The organism is Caproiciproducens galactitolivorans, assembly GCF_026672255.1.
GTDB lineage: Bacteria > Bacillota > Clostridia > Oscillospirales > Acutalibacteraceae > Caproiciproducens > Caproiciproducens galactitolivorans_A.
In genome coordinates this window covers 32237-53151 of sequence record NZ_JAPOHA010000013.1, presented here as the reverse complement: position 1 = coordinate 53151, position 20915 = coordinate 32237, and the positions used below count along the sequence as shown (strand labels likewise).

Here is a 20915-nt window from a genome sequence, read left to right as displayed (position 1 = left end):
ATGTGGTTTTCATTGACGTTCCTCTGAGGTAGCTTAGAGAGAAAAGGTACCTCATTATAAACGTGTGTGCAGGCTTAACCTGCCCTGTCAAGAGGGTTCCATAAAAGCCCCCTGCACCCCGGAGGTATCCCCAAAGGGTCTTTGGGGGACATGCTTTCTAGTGGTTTTCATTGACGGTCCTCTGAGGTAGCTTAGAGAGAAAAGGTACCTCATTATACACGTGTGTGCCGGCTTAACCTGCCCTGTCATGAGGGTTCCATAAAAGCCCCCTGCACCCCGGAGGTATCCCCAAAGGGTCTTTGGGGGACATGCTTTCTATTGGTTTTCATTGACGGAAAAGGGTGAAACCTTTTGGTTAAACAAGAGTCCCTCTGTCATAAGAGATCTCTGTGAAATTCTAAAAATAAAAATGTCGGACTTACACCCGGCGGGGTAGGACACAATGCCCGCCGCCGGGAAGCCGACTAGATGAATCTTCCCCCTAGGGGGGACACCCTGGTGGGGAAGAAGGACACGCTGATAGAGTTCGGGCATGCCTTCGAAACGATTTCGGACTTACGCCCGGCGTGCGGCTCGCCGGGCTGCCGAAGACTGTGGTTTAAGGAAAAAGGGCTGTGCGTAAAAAGGAAGGCGGCGGGAAAACCGGAGCACCCGGAAACCCGTCTCATTAAAATGGTGACGCCCGCCGCCCGAACGCAAGGCATAAAAAAACGCTGTACATGGATTTTTGAATCAATCCATATACAACGCTACCTGCACAATGCGAATTTCGAAAATACCCCTGTACAAAACCGCAAACAGGAGGTATAATAGAAACCGCAATGTGCTGATTATATCAGTTGCATATGGAGCCCTATTACTCCGTATGCAGGGAGCAGGTGTTTCGACCACCTGTTCCTGCATTGCAATTTTTATATCTTTATGCCTTGCAAGCAAATTATAACCCTTTTATTCCAATAATGCAACAGGTATTTGCAATTTAAAACAAAGAAATGGAAAATGCAGGGGAATCGTGCCGTATTTCGAACTGAATAAAAAAATCCTCCCGGAATCGTCCGGGAGGATCGCTTAATATTTGATTGCTTTCAGAAAATCATCCACTTGATTTTTGTGGGCGGTGGTCGTCTTGCCGTAAACGATGGTCTTGTTCATACGCACCAGCGTGTGGGACAGTTCCCCGTTCACGAAGGTGTATTTGTTATAGGATGAGGAATCCACGTTGGTGGAAGTCCCGGTCGCGCCGTTCGAAATATTTGCCTTGATGGTTTTGTAGGATTCCTGCGCGGAACTCTCCGAGGAGAAGGCAAGGTACGTAATATCCGTGCCGGTTTCGCTTTTTACCGCGTCGAAATATTTTTCAACCGCTGGGCTCGCGCCGCTGGCGTCGGTTACTTTGAAGCCCTGCGCTTCGGCCTGCTTTTTAAACTCGTCCGCCGTTATCGGAGTACGTGCCGAGCAGCCCGCCAGCGCGAACAGGACGGCGGCCGCGAGCACGGCGGCGCATAAATTCCATATTTTTTTCAATGTTAAACCTCCAATTTTCGGGAAAACTTGTTACGCTTTATTATAATACGGTATGCCGCCGTTTACAAGCAAAAACGGCTTTTCCAAAGAAGAAAATCCATGATAACGCCTTCGCCGGCAAGGGCACTCAAGACGCTTTCCGTCTCTGTTTCCTTTTATTTTATGCTAAATAATTGAATAAAATCATGAAGGAAACCGGGGCAAAATTTGCCAAAACCAACCTTGTAAAATCTTGTATAGCTTCGATTTTCCTGCGGATAATAAGCAATGACAACACCGTAACAGGAGGGAAATAAATTTGAAAGCTACAGGAATAGTCAGAAGAATTGATGATCTAGGCCGCGTTGTCATCCCAAAGGAAATCCGCCGCACACTTCGTATCCGCGAAGGGGATGCGCTTGAAATTTTTACCGATACGCAGGGAGGAGTTATCTTTAAGAAATATTCTCCCGTAGGAGAGCTTTCCACCTTCGCGGGGCAGTACGCAGACGTGCTTTCCAAAGTGGTCAGTCTGCCGACCCTTGTCTGCGACCGCGACCATGTCGTTGCGGCGGCCGGGGTGTCGCGCAAAGAGTTTTTAGAACGCCGCGTTACTTCCGAACTGGAGGAATATATGCAAAGCCGGCAGAATTTCGTAAGCAAGGGAAATTCCGCGCTCAAGCCGGTTGAGGGCGTCGACCGCACGGCGGAAGTCATCTGCCCGATTATTGCTTCCAGCGACGTAACGGGGGCCGTTATCCTGCTGTCGAACGACGGCAACGAAGCTCCCAGCGACAGCGAAACAAAGCTGGCGCAGGTCGCGGCGTCGTTTTTGGGAAAACAAATGGAAGAATAGGCGGAAAAAGGTGCAGATTTGCCCCTTGCATTTAAGCGTTTATTGTGATATTATAAACAAGTAATATTATGAAGGATGAAAGAGTGGGGCGACCCGCTCTTTTGTTTGTATTATGAGGTGAACGGATTGTCAAACAGGAAAAAGAGCGGGAATACCGTTGATGTGGTCTGGAAACTTGCCGCTCCGATTGCGGCCGGTCTTGGCCTGACCATTTGGGATGTACGCTTTGTAAAAGAAGGGGCCGGCTGGTTCCTGCGCATTTTCATCGATAAAGAGGGCGGCGTGGGCATTGAAGACTGCGAAGCGATGAGCCGCGCGATTAATGATCCGCTCGATCAGCTTGACCCGATTGAACAGTCTTACTGCCTGGAGGTTTCTTCCCCCGGAATGGAGCGCGAGCTTGTCCGCGAAGAGCATTTCCGGGCGTTTTTGGGAGCAAAAGTGCGGGCAAAGCTGTTTCACCCCCTGGAGGACGGGCGGCGCGAGCTGACCGGAACGCTTCGGGATTTTCAGGAAGATACGATAATTTTAGAAACGGATAATGGGGAAACAATCTCACTTGCCCAAAAGGATGCCTCGTCCGTACGGCTGGTGGAAGATGATATTGTTGGAGGTATTGCGGAATGAACAGCGAAGTTTTCGAGGCTCTTACCCTTCTGGAAAAGGAAAGGGGCATCCCCGTCGATTTTATGATCGACAAAATTAAAAAAGCGATCGTTACGGCCTGCAAGAGCAGCTACGGCAACGAGGACTGCGTGATCAACATGGAACCTGCAAAAGGCACGTTCGATGTTTACCTGCGCAAGACCGTCGTTGAGGACATAACCGAACAGGGGAAAGAAATCCTTCTGGAAGACGCGCGCAGCATCGACCCCGCGGCGGGAATCGGCGACACGGTTAACGTTCAGCTCAACACCAAGGAGTTCGGGCGCATCGCGGCACAGACCGCGCGCAACATTATCCGCCAGGGCATCCGCGACGGCGAGCGCGGCCAGATGATGCAGGAATTCCAGAGCAAGCACCAGGAACTGGTGAGCGCGCTGGTCGAGCGCGTGGACCCGCGCACCGGCGCGGCAACGCTGCTGATCGGAAAAGCCGAGGCGATTCTGCCGAAGAGCGAGCAGGTCGGCGACGAAAAGCTGACCGAGGGCGACCACATCAAGGTTTACGTGGTCGACGTAAAAGCAACCGAAAAGGGACCGCGCGCCATGATCAGCCGCATTCACCCCGATTTGGTAAAACGTCTGTTTGAAACCGAAGTGCCGGAAATCTACGACGGCACGGTGGAAATAAAAGCGGTTTCCCGCGAAGCGGGTTCCCGCACAAAAATCGCGGTGCAGAGCCACAACCCCGACGTAGACGCGGTCGGCGCCTGCATCGGCGCGCGCGGCGCGCGCGTATCCAACATTGTTAACGAACTGGGCGGCGAAAAAATCGACATTGTCGAGTACAATGAAGACCCGGCGAAATTTATCGCTTCCGCGCTTTCGCCCGCCGATGTTCTTAACGTTGTTCCGGCCGAGGACGGTTCGCACGCCTGCCGTGTAACCGTGCCGGAAAGCCAGCTTTCCCTCGCCATTGGCAACAAGGGGCAGAACGCCCGCCTTGCCGCCAAGCTGACGGGCTGGAAAATCGATATTAAACCGGAGAGCGGCTTCTACGGCGAAGAAGAGAAATCCTAATTCAGGTAAGGCGGTGATGACGATGCATCAAAAAAAGGTACCGCTTCGCATGTGCGCGGGATGCGGGGAAATGAAGCCCAAAAAAGAACTTGTGCGGGTTGTAAAATCACCCGAAGGGGAAATCTCCCTTGACCTGACGGGGCGCAAACCGGGACGCGGCGCGTATGTCTGCAAAAGCATCGACTGCCTGAAAGCCGCGCGGAAATCGAGAAGATTTGAAAAAGCCTTCTCCTGTAAAATCCCCGATGAGGTTTACGATCGTATGGAGGAGGAAATCAGCCGGAATGAATGAAAAAATACTGCATCTTCTTGGGATTGCGCGGCGGGCCGGAAGGCTCACGCTCGGCAACGACGCGGTGATCGAATCGCTGCGCAGGGGAAATGCAAAACTGGTGCTGCTCGCCAAGGACCTGTCGCCCCGGACAGCGGGCGGGGTACGGCTTGCGGCCGAGGAGGAAGGAATCGCTTTGCAGGCGCTTTCCTCCACGATGGACGAAATCAGCATGGCTCTCGGAAAGCGAACCGGAGTTGTTGCGGTTAATGATGCCGGGTTCGCTTCCAGACTGATTGCACTGTGCACTGCGCAGGCGGCCGGAACTGAGGAATGAGGAGGAATTTCATATATGATGATAAAATACAGGGTTCACGAGGTGGCCAAAGACCTGAACGTACCGAATAAGGACGTAATCGATACTTTGCAGAAATATACCGGCGAAGTAAAAAAACATATGACCGCCCTTGACGAAGGCGAACTGGATGTTGTTTTTGAAACCTTTACGCAAAAAAACAATATGGAAAATCTGGACGCGTATTTTGCAGAGGGGAACCGGAAGGAAACCGTTATCGAACCGGAAAAGCCGGATGTTTCCATTCAGCCGGAAAAACCCGCCGCACCCGCGCAGCCGGTAAAGGGCCCGCATCCCGCCAAAGCCGCGCACCCGCAGCCGGATCAAAAACCGGTGCGCAAAGCGGTGAAACCGGGCAAAATTACGCCGGTTGGCCCCAAGCCCCAGAAAGCGCCTGTTCCTCCCAGACCGGTTCAGAATACCTTGCAGAGAAAACCGCAGCAGCAGACAAACAATACTACCGACAGCGGCATCCGTCGGCCTGCGGGCAGAATTGTCGATACCCACGCTTCCCATGTGGAACTGGATAAATACAATGAGAAGTACGACCGCCTTGCTTCCGAGAAAATCAACACCAACAACACCGTACAGAAACAGAAGCTGACCCAGCGCAGCAGCCAATACCGCGGCAGGCCGCGCAATTCCCGCAAGGAAACGGAATCCGAGCGCCTGCGCCGTATCGCAATGGAACGCAAGGCGAAGCCGATTACCGTGCAGATTCCGGAAGAAATCACGGTCGGCGAGCTGGCTCTGCGGTTAAAGGCGACCGCCGCCGAAGTCATCAAGAAGCTGATGGCTATGGGCGTGTTCGCCGCGGTGAACGACGTGATCGATTTCGATACGGCTTCGCTGGTGGCAATGGAATTCCATGCGAAGGTGGAAAAAGAAGTCGTCGTTACCATTGAGGAGCAGATTATCGACGACAGCGAGGATGAGGACGACAACCTCGTGCCGCGCGCGCCGGTCGTCGTGGTGATGGGCCACGTTGACCACGGAAAGACCTCCCTGCTCGACGCCATTCGCCACGCGAATGTTACCGCCACCGAAGCGGGCGGAATTACCCAGCATATCGGCGCGTATCAGGTAAAGCTCGGCGACCGCGAGGTTACATTCCTGGATACACCGGGCCACGCCGCGTTTACCACCATGCGTGCAAGAGGCGCGCAGGTAACGGATATCGCCGTGCTGGTTGTCGCCGCGGACGACGGCATCATGCCGCAGACCATTGAGGCAATTCACCATGCAAAGGCCGCCAAGGTTTCGATTATTGTCGCAATCAACAAGATGGATAAACCGGGCGCGAATCCGCAGCATGTTCTGGAGCAGCTGACCGAATACGACCTTGTACCGGAGGAATGGGGCGGCGATACGCCGTGCATTCCGGTTTCCGCTTTGCAGAAAACCGGAATCAAGGACCTTCTTGAGATGATCATCCTGACCGCCGATATGAAGGAACTGAAAGCGAACCCCGACCGCGCGGCAAAGGGTACCGTTATTGAGGCAAGGCTCGACAAGGGCCGCGGCCCGATCGCAACCATGCTGGTACAGAACGGTACGCTCCATACGGGCGACATCCTTGTTGCCGGTACCACCGTCGGCCGCGTACGCGCCATGACGGACGCGGACGGCAATAAGATTGATTCCGCGGGCCCGAGCGTTCCGGTGGAAATTACCGGACTGGACGACGTCCCGACGGGCGGCGATATTTTCAACGCCGTTTCCGACGAACGTCTGGCGAGGGAGCTGGTGGAACAGCGCCGCAACGAGATGAAGGAAGAGCGGTTCAACTCCCGCACGAAGGTCACCCTTGACAATCTGTTCGACCAGATGAAGCAGGGCGACATGAAGGAACTCCAGATCATCGTCAAGGCCGATGTGCAGGGCTCTGTGGAAGCGGTAAGGCAGTCGCTGGAAAAACTGAGCAACGACGAGGTTCGCGTGAATGTTATTCACGGCGGCGTCGGTGCGATCAGCGAATCCGACGTAATGCTCGCCTACGCGTCCAACGCCATTATTGTCGGCTTCAACGTGCGCCCCGACCCCGTTGCCGAGGAAAACGCGAAGCGCGACGGCGTGGATATGCGTTTGTACCGCATTATTTACGACTGCATCGACGAAATCGAGTCCGCCATGAAGGGTATGCTCGCGCCGAAGTACCGCGAAGTTGCCCTTGGCAAGGCCGAGTGCCGCGAAGTTTATAAAATTACCAGTGTGGGCACCATCGCGGGCGCCCACGTTACCACGGGCAAGATTACCCGCGCCGCGCAGATCCGCGTTGTGCGCGACGGCATCGTGATTACCGAGGATAAAATTGATTCCCTGCGCCGCTTCAAGGACGATGTGAAGGAAGTGGCCGAAGGTTACGACTGCGGTATCGGACTTGAAAAGTTCAACGACATTAAGCAGGGCGACATTTTTGAAGCCTTTATGATGGAGGCTTATAAAGAATAAGCCAAGAGAGGGCTATATTACGGAGGTATGAAATGGCCAGCCACAGAATGGGGCGTACTACCGAGGACATTAAACGCGAGCTTACGGCGATTTTCCGCGAGCTGAAAGACCCGCGGATTCAGGGCCTGATCAGCGTAGTCCGGGTAGAAGTTACCAGCGATTTATCTTTCTGCACAGTTTATGTCAGCGCAATGGAGGGAATGGAGCGCGCAAAGCAGGCGGTTACCGGGCTGAAATCCGCGTCCGGCTTTATCCGCCACGAGCTCGGCGCGCGCCTTCAGCTCAGGCATGTTCCGGAGCTGACCTTCAAGCCGACCGATTCCATTGAATACAGCGCGAATATTTCACGAATTCTGAACGACCTGAGGAGTGATAAAAAAGATGATTAGCCGGAACGAAGCGGCAGAATTTCTGCGCGGGGCGGACGACATTCTGATTCTGAGCCATCAATACCCCGACGGCGACACCCTCGGTTCGGCTGCGGCGCTCTGCCGCGGGCTGCAAAAGCTTGGGAAGCGCGCCATGATCAAATGCTCCGACCCGATCGTGCCGAAATACAACTACCTTTTCGGCGGCGTTGAGAAACAGGAGTTCACCCCGAAGGTGATTGTGGCGGTGGATATCGCGGATACACAGCTCATCGGGGAACCGAACCAGAGCCTTTACGGCGGAAAAATCGATCTTTGCATCGACCACCATCCGTCCAACATGGATTACGCGAGGCGTTCCTGTGTGGACGCGAAAGCGGCGGCGACCTGCGAAATCATCTTTGACGTGCTGAATCTTCTGAACGTGGAAATCGACCGTGAAATTGCGGATTGCCTTTATACGGGCATTACGACGGATACGGGCTGTTTCAAATACATCAACGTTACGCCGCGCACCTACCGCATCGCCGCGGATTTAGTGGAAAAAGGCGCGGACGGCAACCGCATCAACCGCGAAATGTTCGATACGAAAAGCCGCGCGCGCATCGGTATGGAGCGCCGCGTGATGGAAACCATCAAGTATTATTTCAATAACCGTGTCGCGGTCATTCGGATAACCTGCGAAATGATCCGCAGCACCGGCGCGACAGAGGGTGATATTGAGGGGCTTGCTTCGATTCCGCGCGCGATCGAGGGCGTGCTGGTCGGCGTGACGCTGCGCGAAAAGCCGGACGGCACCTGCAAAATTTCGCTGCGCGCCCGCCCGCCCATCAACGCTTCCGATATCTGCTCCGCGTTCGGCGGCGGCGGACATTCCGGAGCGGCGGGCTGTACCTTCAATACAACGATGGACCAGGCGGAAGAGCAGATGCTCAAAGAAATCGGAAAACATTTTCTATAATTCGAGGGGGGACGCGGCGTGAACGGCGTAATTGTAGTGGATAAGCCGCGGGATTTCACTTCGTTTGACGTGGTCGCGGTGATGCGGCGGCTGTGCGGCGAGCGAAAAATCGGCCACACCGGTACGCTGGACCCCATGGCGACCGGGGTGCTGCCCCTGCTTTTGGGAAAGGCGACGAGGGCGGCCTCGCTTTTGGAGGACACGGACAAGGAGTACACGGCCGGTTTTGCGCTTGGATACGGCACCGACACGCAGGACAGCACCGGCAAAAAGCTACAGGAAAGCGGCAAAAGGGCTACAAAGGAACAGATTGAGGCGGCATTGCCCTATTTCCGGGGAAATATCCGCCAGCTTCCGCCGATGTATTCGGCGGTGCAGATCAACGGACAGCGGCTTTACGACCTTGCCCGGCAGGGTATCGAGGTCGAGCGCGAAAAGCGTCCGGTTACCGTTTACCGGCTGGAACTTACCGAATTTGACGAAAACACCCAAAGCGGCGCGCTGCTTGTGCGCTGCTCCAAGGGGACTTATATACGGACCCTCTGCGCGGATATCGGCGAAAGGCTGGGAACCTTCGGCGTGATGACCTCTCTGCGGAGGACGGCGGCGGCGGGCTTTACCCTCCCGCAGGCGATTTCGCTGGACGAAGCGCGGGAACTTTCCGCGCGGGGCGCGCTTCAGGAGAAGCTTCTGCCGGTGGAAAGCCTGTTTTTGCATTCCCCCGCGGTTCAGGTAACCGGGGCGCAGGCAAACCGGTTTCGAAACGGCGGCGGGCTCAGTCTCGACCGTACATCCATTTTATTCCCCGACCGGAAAAACGGGGCGGTTTTCCGCGTGCTTTCCCCCGAAGGCGAATTTCTGGGGCTGGGGAACGTGGATACCGAAAAAGCGGAGCTTTGCGTGCTTCGCCTTTTCTGCACGGACAAAACAAATGGAGCGAAGGCAAATGAGGATTAACTATGATTTAACTCCGGCGCTCGGGGATACCGCTGTTGCGCTCGGCAGTTTTGACGGCCTGCACATCGGCCATAAAAAGGTAATCGGCTCGGCGGTCGACGCGAAACAAAAAGGCCTTTTACCCGCGGTACTTACCTTTGCGCATAATCCGCTCGCCGATCTGGGCGGCAGCGCGGGAGGGGAAATTCTTTCGCAGGAGCAGAAAATCCATATTCTGGAAGAATTCGGCGTGGAACAGCTTTACATTCTGCAATTTTCTACAATCAAGGATTATACCCCGGAGGAATTTGTCGACCGGGTGCTGATTCAGATCTGCCGCGCGAAAGAGGTCTGCTGCGGGTTTAACTTTACCTTCGGCTGCGGCGGAAGGGGAAGCTGCTGCACGCTGGAACAGCTTTGCCGCGAGCGGGGACTGGAGACGAAGGTTGCCGGCGCCGTCCTGCTGGACGGGGAGGCGGTCAGCTCTACGCGCATCCGCGGGCTGATTGCAAACGGCGACGTGGACGAGGCGGCGCGCCTTTTGGGCAGGCCCTACGGTTACCGTTCGGCGGTGCTGCACGGGCGCAAACTGGGCCGCAGGCTCGGTACGCCCACGCTGAATCAGGCAATCCCGAAGAATTTTGTGCTTCCCCGGTTCGGGGTTTACGTTTCCCGGGTCGCCTTCGGCGGCAGGGAATACTGCGGCGTGACGAATGTCGGGATCAAGCCCACGGTCGGTTCTCCCTGCGTTCTGGCGGAGACCTGGCTGCCGGATTACTTCGGCGAGGATTTTTACGGCAAAACCGTCTGCGTGGATTTGATCAAATTTCTTCGCCCGGAGAAAAAATTCGACGGACTGGACGAGCTGAAAGCGGAAATCCATAAAAACGGAGAACAGGCAAAGGAATATTTTGAAAAAAATAGGGCAATATTCAAAAAAAGCATATAAAAACAATTTACAAAAGAAGCACGGCATGATATAATGTTGAAGTATTATGCCCCTTTCCCGGATAAAGGAGTAAGCCTCTTTTTGGGGATTTCACCAGCCTTTTTCTGCGATTGAGGGTTTATTTTAGAAAGGGTGGAAAACACTATGTTAAAAGAAGAAAAGACAGCGATTATTAAAGAGTATGCCATGCACGAGGGCGACACCGGTTCTTCCGAAGTACAGATCGCGATTCTTACAAAAAGAATCAACGATCTTACCGAGCATCTGAAGACCCATCAAAAGGATCACCATTCCCGCCGCGGTCTTCTGAAAATGGTCGGCGCAAGAAGAAGCCTGCTCAACTATCTGCAGGATTCAGACATTGAGCGTTACCGTACGATTATCCAAAAACTTGGCATTCGCAAGTAATTTCGGTCTTTTAGGGCAGGCGGGGCACCGCCTGCCTTTAGGATTTTTTTGATCAAATAAATAAACGGGTTGAACGGGACTTAGCAGTGAAACGAGCGCCCGTGAACCGGACGCCGGTTTTATTGCTAAACCTGTTTCTCCCGTTAATAATGGAGGAAAACTATGTTCGAAAACTTTAAAGTTTATGAAACAGAGTTCGCCGGACGGCCGCTGGTGATTGAAACCGGTAAAATGGCGCAGCTTGCAAACGGCGAATGCCTGGTCCGCTATGGGGAAACCGTGGTTCACGTTGCGGTAACAGCGTCCCCGAAACCGCGCGAGGGCGTGGACTTTTTCCCGCTTTCCGTCGACTTTGAAGAAAAGCTCTATTCCGTGGGCCGCATTCCCGGCTCTTTTCTGAAACGCGAAGGCCGCCCGAGCGACAAAGCGATTCTGACCTCCCGCGTTATTGACCGTCCGATCCGTCCGCTTTTCCCGAAGGATATGCGCAACGACGTTTCCGTGGTCTGCACGGTAATGGCGGTCGACCACGACTGTGCGCCGGAAATTGCCGCCATGGTCGGCACCTCCATTGCGCTCAGCATTTCCGATATTCCGTGGAAAGGCCCGATTTCGGGTGTTTCCGTCGGCTATGTGGACGGGCAGTATGTGATTAACCCGACCGCCGAGCAGCGCAAGGTTTCCCAGATGGCCGTGACCGTCGCTTCCACCGAAACCCGCATCGCCATGATTGAGGCGGGCGCGAACATCGTTTCCGACGAAGTCATGTACAACGGCATTATGGCCGGTCACGAGGCAAACCAGAAGATTATTTCGTTCATCAAGGGCATTCAGGCGGAGATCGGCAAAGAGAAATTCTCCTACCCGAGCAACGAGCCGGACGAGGAAATGCTGAACGCCGTGAAAGAATTCGCGACGGAAGACGTGAAGCTTGCTCTCGACACGGACGATAAAACCGTTCGCGACGCAAGGCTCAAGCCCATTTATGAAAAGGTACACGAGAAATTCGACGAGATTTACCCCGATCAGGCGGCAAAGATCGACGAGTGCATGTATAAGACACAGAAAAATATCGTTCGCCGCTGGCTCCTCGACGAGCAGAAGCGCGTAGACGGCAGAAAGATGGACCAGATGCGCCCGCTCGCCGCGGAAGTGGATCTTCTGCCGCGCGTGCACGGTTCCGGTATGTTTACCCGCGGCCAGACGCAGGTTCTGACCGTCGCCACCCTCGGCCCCGTCAGCGACGCCCAGATTCTCGACGGCATTGATCAAGAGGAAAGCAAGCGCTATATCCATCAGTACAACTTCCCGTCCTACTCGGTCGGCGAAACAAAGCCGAGCCGCGGCCCGGGCCGCCGTGAAATCGGCCATGGCGCTCTTGCGGAGCGCGCGCTGGTTCCGGTTATTCCGAGCGTTGAGGAATTCCCGTACGCTTACCGCCTCGTTTCCGAGGTTCTGTCCTCGAACGGTTCCACTTCCCAGGCTTCCATCTGCGGCTCCACGCTTGCGCTGATGGCTGCCGGCGTGCCGATTAAGGCGCCGGTTGCGGGTATTTCCTGCGGCCTGATCACCGAAGGCGAACGCTGGATGACCATGGTGGACATTCAGGGCTTAGAAGACTTCTTCGGCGACATGGACTTTAAGGTTGCCGGTACGCACGAAGGAATCACCGCGATTCAGATGGACCTGAAGATCGACGGCCTGACGCCCGAAATGGTAAAGGAAGCCCTTGAAAAGACGCACAAAGCCAGAGATTATATTATTGACGAAATCATGCTGAAAGCCATCCCGGCGCCGCGCAAGGAGCTTTCCAAGTACGCGCCGAAAATGTACTCCACGCTGATTCCGGTTGACAAAATCCGCGAGGTAATCGGTTCCGGCGGAAAAGTGATTCAGAAAATCTGCGCCGAATGCGGCGTAAAGGTGGATGTGGAAGAGGACGGACACGTGTATGTTTCCGGCATCGACGCCGAAAACTGCCAGCGCGCCATGACCATCATCGACACGATTGTGAACGACCCCGAGCCGGGCGCAATCTACAACGGCAAGGTAACCCGCATTATGGACTTCGGCGCGTTTGTTGAAATCGCACCGGGCAAGGAAGGCCTTGTCCACATTTCCCGTCTGGATGTGAAGCGTACCGAAAAGGTGACCGACGTTGTCAATGTCGGCGACGAGGTCATGGTTAAAGTACTTGAAATTGACGATAAGGGCAGACTGAACCTTTCCCGCCGCGACGCTTTGATCGAGGTGGAGGGTCTGGTTCCGGAAAATGAAATTTCCGACGCACCGCGCCGCCCGTTCCCCCGCAGGGACGACCACCGTCATGACGACCACCGCCGCGACGACCGTAGGGATGACCGTCCGCGCGCAAGCAACGGCTTTATTGCCAACACCAATAAACCGCGCAATCCGCAGGACTAATTGAACAGCATTTTGCTCCCGGGGCTTTGGCTCCGGGAGTTTTTTGTTGACAAGCATATTGCCGTTTATTATAATAATTGAAATAAAAACCAGTCTAAATGAGTTCGATTGGCAATAAGATCAAGAGATCAGGAATTTATCGGGGGGTGTGGATATGTTGATGCAGAAAGTGACGCCGGAAATGCTGGAAGAATGGAAAGCGACGTGGAACGAGTATAAGAACCGGCTGCTCCCAAACCGCAAGTCCGGTGCGGAGATTGCGGCCTATCTTTTGGAAAAATATCCGCTAGCGGAGCTTCATGAGGAGAAAGCCCTGCGGGCGGTTGCTGAAAATGTACGGAACAATGCGCATTTGGCGGAAAAATTACCGGCCGGCGGAGCGCCGTCGCCGGTCGCCTTTTTCGTTCAGAATACCGGCAAAGGGAAAAATTTATATGAAAAGCAGGATGAGGTTTTCAAGGGAAGTAAGATTTTTGCAGGCGTTGACCTTGCATCCGGATTTTTCTGCGTTGAAGGCAGCAGTCTGCTTTGGGATGAACTCTATGCCTTCCGGGGGCTGGATGAAAAGGACATCCAAAACCCTTACTGTGTTGCCGAATATGTTTCCTGCTTGAAACGGTTTGGCTTACTGGATAAAATTTTGGTTACAGCTAAATAAATTTTCATTCGTGAAATTTATCTTTCCGACCCAAGGGAAACGGCTCCGGAAAAGCGGAAAACCGTGCTGCGTTTTCCGGTTCGCGCTAAGGAACCGAAAGTGGGAAGTGGGGGCGCGGCCGGATTTCGACCGCGCCCCTTTTTACGGCCGACCCCATGGGCGATATCAAATTTATGAATACTTCCGATAGGATCCGTTACGAACCTTTAAACCATAATGCCGGAGAGTTTACGGAAATGGGAGGGCCGGCGGTAAGGATTCTTTCCGTTTCGTTTCAAAGTTGGTTCTTCAAAACCGCGTGAAAATATGCTATAATCTTAACGATATAAACCCTGTTGGAAACGGCGTTCCAAACGGTTTTCCAGACGGCGCGGCGGCAGCCGCCCGATCGCAGAAATTCCCGGGACGCGCCCTTAAACAGGATAATAAAATTTAGGAGATACGATATGTCGGCGATAACACAGGCAAAAAGAATCGTTGTCAAGGTAGGCACGTCCACCCTGACGTATGAGAACGGAAAACTGAACCTGCGCAGAATGGAAGCGCTGTGCAAGGTGCTGAGCGATTTGCAGAATTCCGGCAGGGAGATCATCCTTGTCACCTCCGGCGCAATCGGCGTGGGCGTTGGGAAGCTCGGACTGCCGGAGCGGCCGCAGGAAACGGAACGCAAGCAGGCGGTTGCGGCGGTTGGCCAGTGTGAGCTGATGTTTATGTATGACAAGCTGTTCGGCGAATACAACCGGATGGTGGCGCAGGTGCTTCTCACCGCCGACGTCATCGCCAATGAACATAATAAGCGCAATACCCAGAATACATTCAATGAGTTAATCAAAATGGACCTGATTCCCGTGGTCAATGAAAACGACTCCGTCGCCATCGACGAGCTGGTCGGCAACAATTTCGGCGACAACGACACGCTTTCCGCAACGGTGGCAAGGCTGGTGGAAGCCGACCTGCTGGTCATCCTGACGGATATCGACGGGCTGTACGACGCGAATCCGCGCGCGGACGCGAACGCGAAACGCATTCCCTATGTGGCGGAGGTCACCGATGAAATCCGCAGGCTCGCGGGCGGCACCGGTTCGAACCGCGGCACAGGCGGCATGAGCACGAAGGTGAACGCGGCGGCGTTTGCCAACGAAGCGGGAATTCCCTGCTGCGTAATGAGCGGTGCCGACCCGAAATCCCTGTACCGGCTTTTCGACGGCGTACAAATAGGGACAGTTTTCGGCACGGAAAAGAAGTAAGATAGAAAGAGAACAAAGGGGTGACGTCATGACCGTATTGGAGCAAATGGGAAAAAACGCAAAAGAAGCGGCCCGCGCGCTCGCGGCGGCGGGATCGTTAAAGGACAAGGCGCTTCTGGAAATGGCCGGAGCGATTGAAAACGGCGAAAGCGAGATTCTGGCCGCCAACGCGCGGGATGTGGAAGCCGCGCGCGAAAGCGGCATGAGCGAATCCCTCCTTGACCGCCTGAAGCTGAACCATGACCGTATTTACGGCATGGCGCAGGGAATCCGCAGCGTAGCGGCGCAGGAAGACCCGATCGGCAGCATCGTGGGCGGGGGCGTCCGCCCGAACGGGCTGAAAATCGAGCAGGTGCGCGTACCCCTCGGGGTGATCGGCATGATTTACGAAGCAAGGCCGAACGTAACGGCCGATGCGGCGGCGCTCTGCCTGAAAGCGGGCAACGCGGTGATTCTGCGCGGCGGAAAAGAAGCCTTTCTTTCCAACCAGTGCATAGCGGAAGTCATGCGCGGCGCGCTCCAAAAAGCCGGGCTCCCGAAGGACGGCATCCAGCTTGTTCAGGATACGAGCCGCGCGTCCTCCATGGAAATGATGCAGCTCACCGGATACCTCGACGTGCTGATTCCACGCGGCGGCAAGGGCCTGATCCGGTCCGTTGTGGAGAACTCGCGGGTGCCGGTGATTGAAACCGGAGCGGGCAACTGCCATGTTTATGTGGACGACAGCGCCGATATCGATATGGCGGCGAATATTATTTTTAACGCAAAGACTTCCCGTCCGTCCGTCTGCAACGCGATCGAGACCGTGCTTGTCCATAAAGATATTGCAGAAACCGCACTGCCCGCCATCAAGGCGCGGCTCGACGAAAAGCATGTGGAAATCCGCGGCTGCGAGCGGACGCGCGCGATTCTCGGCGGGGAGATCGTTCCCGCGACGGAGGAGGACTGGACGGCGGAATACCTTGATTTTATCCTCGCGGTGAAAGTGGTGGACAGCATCGATGAAGCGATCGACCATATTGCACGGTACTCCAGCGGGCACAGCGAGGCGATTGTTACCCGAAGCTACGAAAGCGCGCAGAAATTTACCGAACGGGTTGATTCGGCGGCGGTGTATGTGAACGCCTCCACCCGTTTCACCGACGGCGGAGAATTCGGGCTGGGAGCCGAAATCGGCATTTCCACACAGAAGCTGCACGCGCGCGGCCCCATGGGCGTGAATCAGCTTACCTCAACGAAGTTTATTATCAGCGGAAGCGGTCAAATAAGATAGAAAGCGGAGTTTATTCAAGATGAGTAAAAAACGAAAGAAATCCATTCCGGGGTTCTCGGCCGACTATCGCGATGCTTACAACAAGCCGAATGGGAAAATAAACCCTGTTGAGCCGGAAGAAATGGAAATCGACGATTTTCTTCCCGAAGACGAAACCGGCGAGGACGAAGAGCTTTTAACCAAATGGGACGACGGTCTGGAACCGGATGAGCCGGAAGATAGCAAAGAACCGGAACAGCCGGTAGCGCCGCAGCGCACCGGTACGCGCAGACGCCGCCGCTACGGCGTGGCGGTCGGCTCGCTGGTACTGCTGCTCGCGCTGGTGGGTGTATGCTTTATTGCCGGGACAATCGGGAAGAACATTTACCGCGCGGCAACCGACGACAGCAAGCTGCGCGCGTACGATTCGTTCCTGACGACCGTGGTCATGCAGGACCCGCAGCCGTTTGCTTCGCCGGACAAGGCCAACGAGGAATTTGTCCTGGACGCTTCGCTTTGGAAAACGATTACTGCGAACGGCGGTTCCAACTACAACAGCTACGATGACAGCGGAAGAATCCTTGTCCCGCTCGGGGACGTGGTGAACGCCTGCCATGAGCTTTTCGGGCCGGACTGCCAGCTCCAGCCGAAAACCCCCGCGAAGGAAAGCTTCTTTGAATATGACTCCGAGAAAAATCAGTTCCATGTCGCGCTGTATTCCTCCGACAGCAGCTTTACGCCCTATACGGAAAGCGCAAAAAAGCAAGGGGATACCACCGTACTGCGTGTCGGATACGTTTCGCCGAGCGATGCCTCGCGCAACCAGACAACCAGTGCCGTTGTTACCCCCAAGCCTACGAAATATATGGAATACATACTGAAAACCAATCCAAGCACGAAACAGGAATATATTTACGCAATACGCACACCACAGGATAAATAATCACAGAATCAGGTACAGCAGCGAAAAGATCAGGCCGGTGTCCGCCTGTTCTTCAATCAGGAGCAGGACGAGAATCAGAATGAGCGTTCGCTCGCTGTCGTTAAAAAGGATATCGAAGATATTCTGGATGGGACCTATTTGCCCCTTCGCGGGTTCATTTGCGGGGCGGTTTTCCCGATTTCCTTCCGGAATGGGGGGCGGAACCGCTGCCCGCTGCGGGGGAGGGGCGCTGTGGCGCGCCGGATGGGTCGGCGGGTTCGGCACGGCGGGATTCGGCATATTCCGGTTCGGCTGCGAAGCGGCAGCCTGAGCGCGGGACTGCATTTCCCGCGCGCGCCGAATGGCGTCCTGCTGAAGGCGCTGCATATCATAATTATAGTTTTCAGCCATGGGCACACCTCAAAGAATCCCGCTGGTCTTTAACAGCGGAAGTATCCGGACCATTTGAAGAATTTTAATGGATTCATCCAGCTTTTTCTGGCGCTCCGGGCTGAGAAGCGGCCGCAGGGCGCGCAGCAGCCGCGTGCAGTCGTCCTCCTGCCGGAAGTTGGACAGCAGCGGCATGATTTTTGTAACCATTTGAAGGGCGTCCGCATCAATTCCCGGTAAGCCGCCCTGTGCCGGTTCCGCCGGCGCAGGGTCCGGCTGTGCCTGTGCCGCGCCGCCCAGGAGCCCGGCAAGGCCTTTCAGTTTTTCCAAATTGCCGGGATTGTTCAGCAGCTCGCCGAGCTTCGCGGCAAGATCATCCATTTATTTTCCTCCCTTAAACTTCTTCATCAATTCCTGTGCCTGCGGCGTGCCCAGTATTTTTTCAACCTGTGTTTTATCCGACAAAATGCTGTCGAGCTTCTTTTTGTCTTCCGGGCTCAGCTGGCCGAGAAGATTTTGCAGAAGCTTCTGGTTTTCCTCCTTGCTTTGCATACAATCACCCCGCTATCATTGTATGATGCGGGACTTTAATATATACCGGCCCCGGGTCGGCAATCATCTGGAGGTCTTATTCATGCGAATTTTAGTGGTCTCGGACACGCACCGGGACGAGGCGAATCTTCGTCGGGCAATTTTAAGCCAGCCAACCGCCGAAGTGGTGATCCACCTGGGGGACGGCGCCGACGAGGCGCTGCAAATGAAGGACAGTTTCCCTGAGAAAATGTTCCTGCTTGTACGCGGTAACTGCGACTGGGGCAGTACGCTGCCGAACGAAGGGGAGATCAACCTTTGCGGCAAGCGTATTTTTTATACTCATGGTTATACATACGATGTAAAATACGGATTATACAATATTACCAGGGCGGCGCGCGAGCGAAAAGCGGATATCGTCCTGTTCGGCCACACGCACAACGAGCTGACCGACTACGAGGACGGACTGTACCTGATGAACCCCGGAAGCCTGCACGGTTCGCAGGGAACCTACGGGATTATTGACCTGACGGATGCCGGCGTGGTAACGAATATCCTGAAAATTTGATTGACATCCACAAAAACAAATGGTAATCTTTAGTTATTGATACAAATCTCATGCAGGAAAGGAATGTTACAATGTCTGAATTTGAAAGATGGCTCCGCACAGAGCTGGACGACCCCGATTTAACGGAAGAACTGAAAAGGATTAAAGACCAGCCCGATGAGATAAACGATAGATTTTACCGCAACTTGGAATTCGGTACAGGCGGGCTGCGCGGCGTAATCGGCGCGGGAACCAACCGTATGAACGTTTATACCGTCCGCAAAGCGACGCAGGGTCTTGCGAATTATCTGAACAAGCACGGAAGGAATCCGTCCGTCGCGATTGCGTACGACAGCCGCATAAAATCCGATGTGTTTGCAAGGCAGAGCGCCGCAGTTCTGGCGGCAAACGGCATTAAGGCGTATATTTATCCGAAGCTTTCGCCGACCCCGACGCTTTCCTATGCCGTCCGTTATTTAAAATGCGACGCAGGCATCTGTATTACCGCAAGCCACAATCCTGCGAAATACAACGGATACAAAGCCTACGGTAGCGACGGCTGCCAGATTGCGCTGGAGATGGCGGACGAAGTTCTGAATGAAATCAACAGTCTGGATATTTTCGACGACGTAAAGCGCATGAACTTTGACGACGGCCTGAAAAACGGCATGATCCAGTATATTAAAGATGAGGTTATCCATTCGTTTTTAAGCGACGTCCTGAAGCAGAGCGTCCTGAAGGGCGACTGCTCCGGCCTGAAGGTGGTTTACACCCCGCTGAACGGGACGGGTCTTGTCTGCGTTACCCGTATGATGAGCCTGATCGGCATTCAGGATGTTACCGTCGTTCCGGAACAGGAATATCCGGACGGCACCTTTAAAACCTGCCCGTTCCCGAATCCGGAGATCCGGGAGGCGCTGCAGAAGGGGCTGGATCTTTGCGAAAAGGTGCAGCCGGATCTGCTGGTTGCAACCGACCCGGACTGCGACCGCTGCGGAATCGCGGTAAACCAGAACGGCAAATTTATACTGATGAGCGGCAACGAAGTCGGCGTGCTTCTGCTTGACTTTATCGCGCGCAGCCGCAAACAGGCCGGTACCCTGCCGAAGGAACCGGTCGCGGTGACGACCATCGTCAGCACCGACATGGCGGACGCGGTGGCGCGGGAATACGGCGTCAATATGGTGCGCGTGTTGACGGGCTTTAAATATATTGGCGACCAGATCGCCCTGCTGGAAGCAAAGGGCGAAGTTGAGCGTTATATCTTCGGATTCGAAGAAAGCTACGGCTATTTGTCCGGCGGCTATGTACGTGATAAGGATGCGGTAAACGCAAGCATGCTGATCTGCCAGATGGCTTACGATTATAAGCAGAAGGGCATGACCCTTTTGGATGCGATGGACGCACTCTATCAAAAATACGGCTATTATGAGAACGGCCTTCTGAATTTTGCCTTTGAAGGCGAGGACGGCATGAAGCAGATGAGCCGGATTATGGAAGACCTGCGCGAAAAGACACCGGCGGAAGTCGCCGGATACAAGGTGACCGGCTGGAGCGATTACGAAACCTCAAAGCGCAGCGACGCGGGAAAGATCAGCGAAATCGGTCTGCCCAAGTCCAATGTGCTGGAATACCGGCTGGAAAACGGCAGCAAGCTGATTGTACGGCCCAGCGGCACCGAGCCGAAAATCAAGATTTATGTTTCCGCCAAGGGCAAGGATAAAGCGGCTTCGGAAGAGCTGATTGAAAAGCTGAAAGCCGCAGCACCCGGTTCTTTCGGAATAAAATAAAAAATATTTAAAAAAGTGTTGACAAACCAAATAGTATATGCTAATATATATACAGTTATACAGAACAGAACAACCGAGGTTCGCGTGATATATTAGAATTAGCGCCATGCATTTTGCATACTGCCCATGGGGGCGGTAAGGTCTGTATAATCTGTATATTCAGAGGTTAAGGAACATTCCTTAACCTCTTTTTTGACGTGAATTATTCGTAATATGAACAATAATCACAGAGAAGGAACGAAAAATTTTATACACTATTTACATATCGCACCGATTTGCCGTTCCTCCGGCAGGCTGAGCCTGCACGCACGTTTTAAAGAAGGTACCTTTTTTCTCTAAGCTGCCTCGGAGGAACGTCAATGAAAACCACAAAGAATGCGTGTACCTAAAAGGCCTTTTGGGGATACCTCAGGA

The 20915-nt window shown here is 54.2% G+C and carries 23 protein-coding genes; 19 read left to right on the top strand and 4 right to left on the bottom strand.

All coding sequences use genetic code 11. The features are described 5' to 3' along the window. Positions 1-498 precede the first annotated feature (498 nt). Positions 499-810: a hypothetical protein gene (locus OUY18_RS12010; RefSeq protein WP_268059036.1), complete on the top strand. Its 312-nt coding sequence runs from the start codon at positions 499-501 to the stop codon at positions 808-810. A gap of 258 nt (positions 811-1068) precedes the next feature. Here the strand turns inward: OUY18_RS12010 and OUY18_RS12005 are convergent, their stop codons facing one another. After that, on the bottom strand, positions 1069-1524 hold the full coding sequence (locus OUY18_RS12005) for a hypothetical protein (protein WP_268059035.1): 456 nt from the start codon (positions 1522-1524) through the stop codon (positions 1069-1071). Between the two features lie 298 nt (positions 1525-1822). Here OUY18_RS12005 and OUY18_RS12000 point away from each other — a divergent pair, with 298 nt between their 5' ends. The 16 genes from OUY18_RS12000 to OUY18_RS11925 all read left to right on the top strand — a co-directional run bounded on the left by OUY18_RS12000 (position 1823) and on the right by OUY18_RS11925 (position 17264). Next, positions 1823-2359, top strand: coding sequence for a stage V sporulation T C-terminal domain-containing protein (locus OUY18_RS12000; protein ID WP_268059034.1), 537 nt, complete (start codon positions 1823-1825; stop codon positions 2357-2359). A 117-nt stretch (positions 2360-2476) separates the two neighbouring features. Further along, a complete protein-coding gene (rimP, locus tag OUY18_RS11995; RefSeq protein ID WP_268059056.1) occupies positions 2477-2986 on the top strand; it encodes a ribosome maturation factor RimP in 510 nt (169 codons plus the stop codon). Further along, positions 2983-4041 (top strand): transcription termination factor NusA, encoded by a 1059-nt coding sequence (gene nusA, locus OUY18_RS11990; RefSeq protein WP_268059033.1) that lies wholly within the window; start codon positions 2983-2985, stop codon positions 4039-4041. The genes rimP and nusA overlap by 4 nt, the downstream gene beginning before the upstream one ends. 22 nt (positions 4042-4063) lie before the next feature. Continuing rightward, the gene (rnpM, locus tag OUY18_RS11985) at positions 4064-4333 is read left to right on the top strand and encodes an RNase P modulator RnpM (protein WP_326492998.1); all 270 of its coding nucleotides are present in this window, start codon (positions 4064-4066) and stop codon (positions 4331-4333) included. Beyond that, complete coding sequence (locus OUY18_RS11980) at positions 4326-4649, top strand: L7Ae/L30e/S12e/Gadd45 family ribosomal protein (RefSeq protein ID WP_268059031.1); 324 nt, start codon at positions 4326-4328, stop codon at positions 4647-4649. The genes rnpM and OUY18_RS11980 overlap by 8 nt, the downstream gene beginning before the upstream one ends. A 15-nt stretch (positions 4650-4664) precedes the next feature. Then, a complete protein-coding gene (infB, locus tag OUY18_RS11975) occupies positions 4665-7118 on the top strand; it encodes a translation initiation factor IF-2 (protein WP_268059030.1) in 2454 nt (817 codons plus the stop codon). Between the two features lie 32 nt (positions 7119-7150). Further along, a complete protein-coding gene (gene rbfA, locus OUY18_RS11970) occupies positions 7151-7507 on the top strand; it encodes a 30S ribosome-binding factor RbfA (RefSeq protein WP_268059029.1) in 357 nt (118 codons plus the stop codon). Beyond that, positions 7500-8447 carry a DHH family phosphoesterase gene (locus OUY18_RS11965; protein ID WP_268059028.1) on the top strand — a complete coding sequence of 316 codons (948 nt, stop codon included), beginning with the start codon at positions 7500-7502 and terminating at the stop codon, positions 8445-8447. The genes rbfA and OUY18_RS11965 overlap by 8 nt, the downstream gene beginning before the upstream one ends. Before the next feature lie 18 nt (positions 8448-8465). Continuing rightward, positions 8466-9404 (top strand): tRNA pseudouridine(55) synthase TruB, encoded by a 939-nt coding sequence (gene truB, locus OUY18_RS11960; RefSeq protein WP_268059027.1) that lies wholly within the window; start codon positions 8466-8468, stop codon positions 9402-9404. After that, complete coding sequence (ribF, locus tag OUY18_RS11955; RefSeq protein WP_268059026.1) at positions 9394-10332, top strand: riboflavin biosynthesis protein RibF; 939 nt, start codon at positions 9394-9396, stop codon at positions 10330-10332. The genes truB and ribF overlap by 11 nt, the downstream gene beginning before the upstream one ends. A gap of 144 nt (positions 10333-10476) precedes the next feature. Then, on the top strand, positions 10477-10740 hold the full coding sequence (gene rpsO / locus OUY18_RS11950) for a 30S ribosomal protein S15 (RefSeq protein WP_268059025.1): 264 nt from the start codon (positions 10477-10479) through the stop codon (positions 10738-10740). A gap of 162 nt (positions 10741-10902) precedes the next feature. Continuing rightward, the gene (locus OUY18_RS11945; protein WP_268059024.1) at positions 10903-13164 is read left to right on the top strand and encodes a polyribonucleotide nucleotidyltransferase; all 2262 of its coding nucleotides are present in this window, start codon (positions 10903-10905) and stop codon (positions 13162-13164) included. Positions 13165-13318: 154 nt separating this feature from the next. Further along, a complete protein-coding gene (locus OUY18_RS11940) occupies positions 13319-13822 on the top strand; it encodes a hypothetical protein (protein WP_268059023.1) in 504 nt (167 codons plus the stop codon). Between the two features lie 446 nt (positions 13823-14268). After that, positions 14269-15069, top strand: a complete 801-nt coding sequence (gene proB / locus OUY18_RS11935) for a glutamate 5-kinase (protein WP_268059022.1) — start codon at positions 14269-14271, stop codon at positions 15067-15069. 28 nt (positions 15070-15097) lie between these two features. Then, on the top strand, positions 15098-16342 hold the full coding sequence (locus OUY18_RS11930; RefSeq protein WP_268059021.1) for a glutamate-5-semialdehyde dehydrogenase: 1245 nt from the start codon (positions 15098-15100) through the stop codon (positions 16340-16342). Positions 16343-16361: 19 nt separating this feature from the next. Beyond that, positions 16362-17264 (top strand): hypothetical protein, encoded by a 903-nt coding sequence (locus OUY18_RS11925; protein WP_268059020.1) that lies wholly within the window; start codon positions 16362-16364, stop codon positions 17262-17264. Here the strand turns inward: OUY18_RS11925 and OUY18_RS11920 are convergent, their stop codons facing one another. Genes OUY18_RS11920 through OUY18_RS11910 form a run of 3 tightly spaced genes read right to left on the bottom strand, consistent with a single transcriptional unit; the run spans position 17265 to position 18185 of the window. Then, positions 17265-17654: a hypothetical protein gene (locus tag OUY18_RS11920; RefSeq protein ID WP_268059019.1), complete on the bottom strand. Its 390-nt coding sequence runs from the start codon at positions 17652-17654 to the stop codon at positions 17265-17267. 9 nt (positions 17655-17663) lie between these two features. Beyond that, positions 17664-18014, bottom strand: a complete 351-nt coding sequence (locus OUY18_RS11915) for a hypothetical protein (RefSeq protein WP_268059018.1) — start codon at positions 18012-18014, stop codon at positions 17664-17666. After that, entirely contained in the window at positions 18015-18185 is a 171-nt protein-coding gene (locus tag OUY18_RS11910) for a hypothetical protein (protein WP_268059017.1), read from the bottom strand. Between the two features lie 82 nt (positions 18186-18267). On the opposite strand from OUY18_RS11910, the gene OUY18_RS11905 reads away from it, so the two are divergent. Next, a complete protein-coding gene (locus OUY18_RS11905) occupies positions 18268-18732 on the top strand; it encodes a metallophosphoesterase (RefSeq protein ID WP_268059016.1) in 465 nt (154 codons plus the stop codon). A gap of 71 nt (positions 18733-18803) precedes the next feature. Further along, a complete protein-coding gene (locus tag OUY18_RS11900) occupies positions 18804-20501 on the top strand; it encodes a phospho-sugar mutase (RefSeq protein WP_268059015.1) in 1698 nt (565 codons plus the stop codon). Positions 20502-20915: the final 414 nt, after the last annotated feature.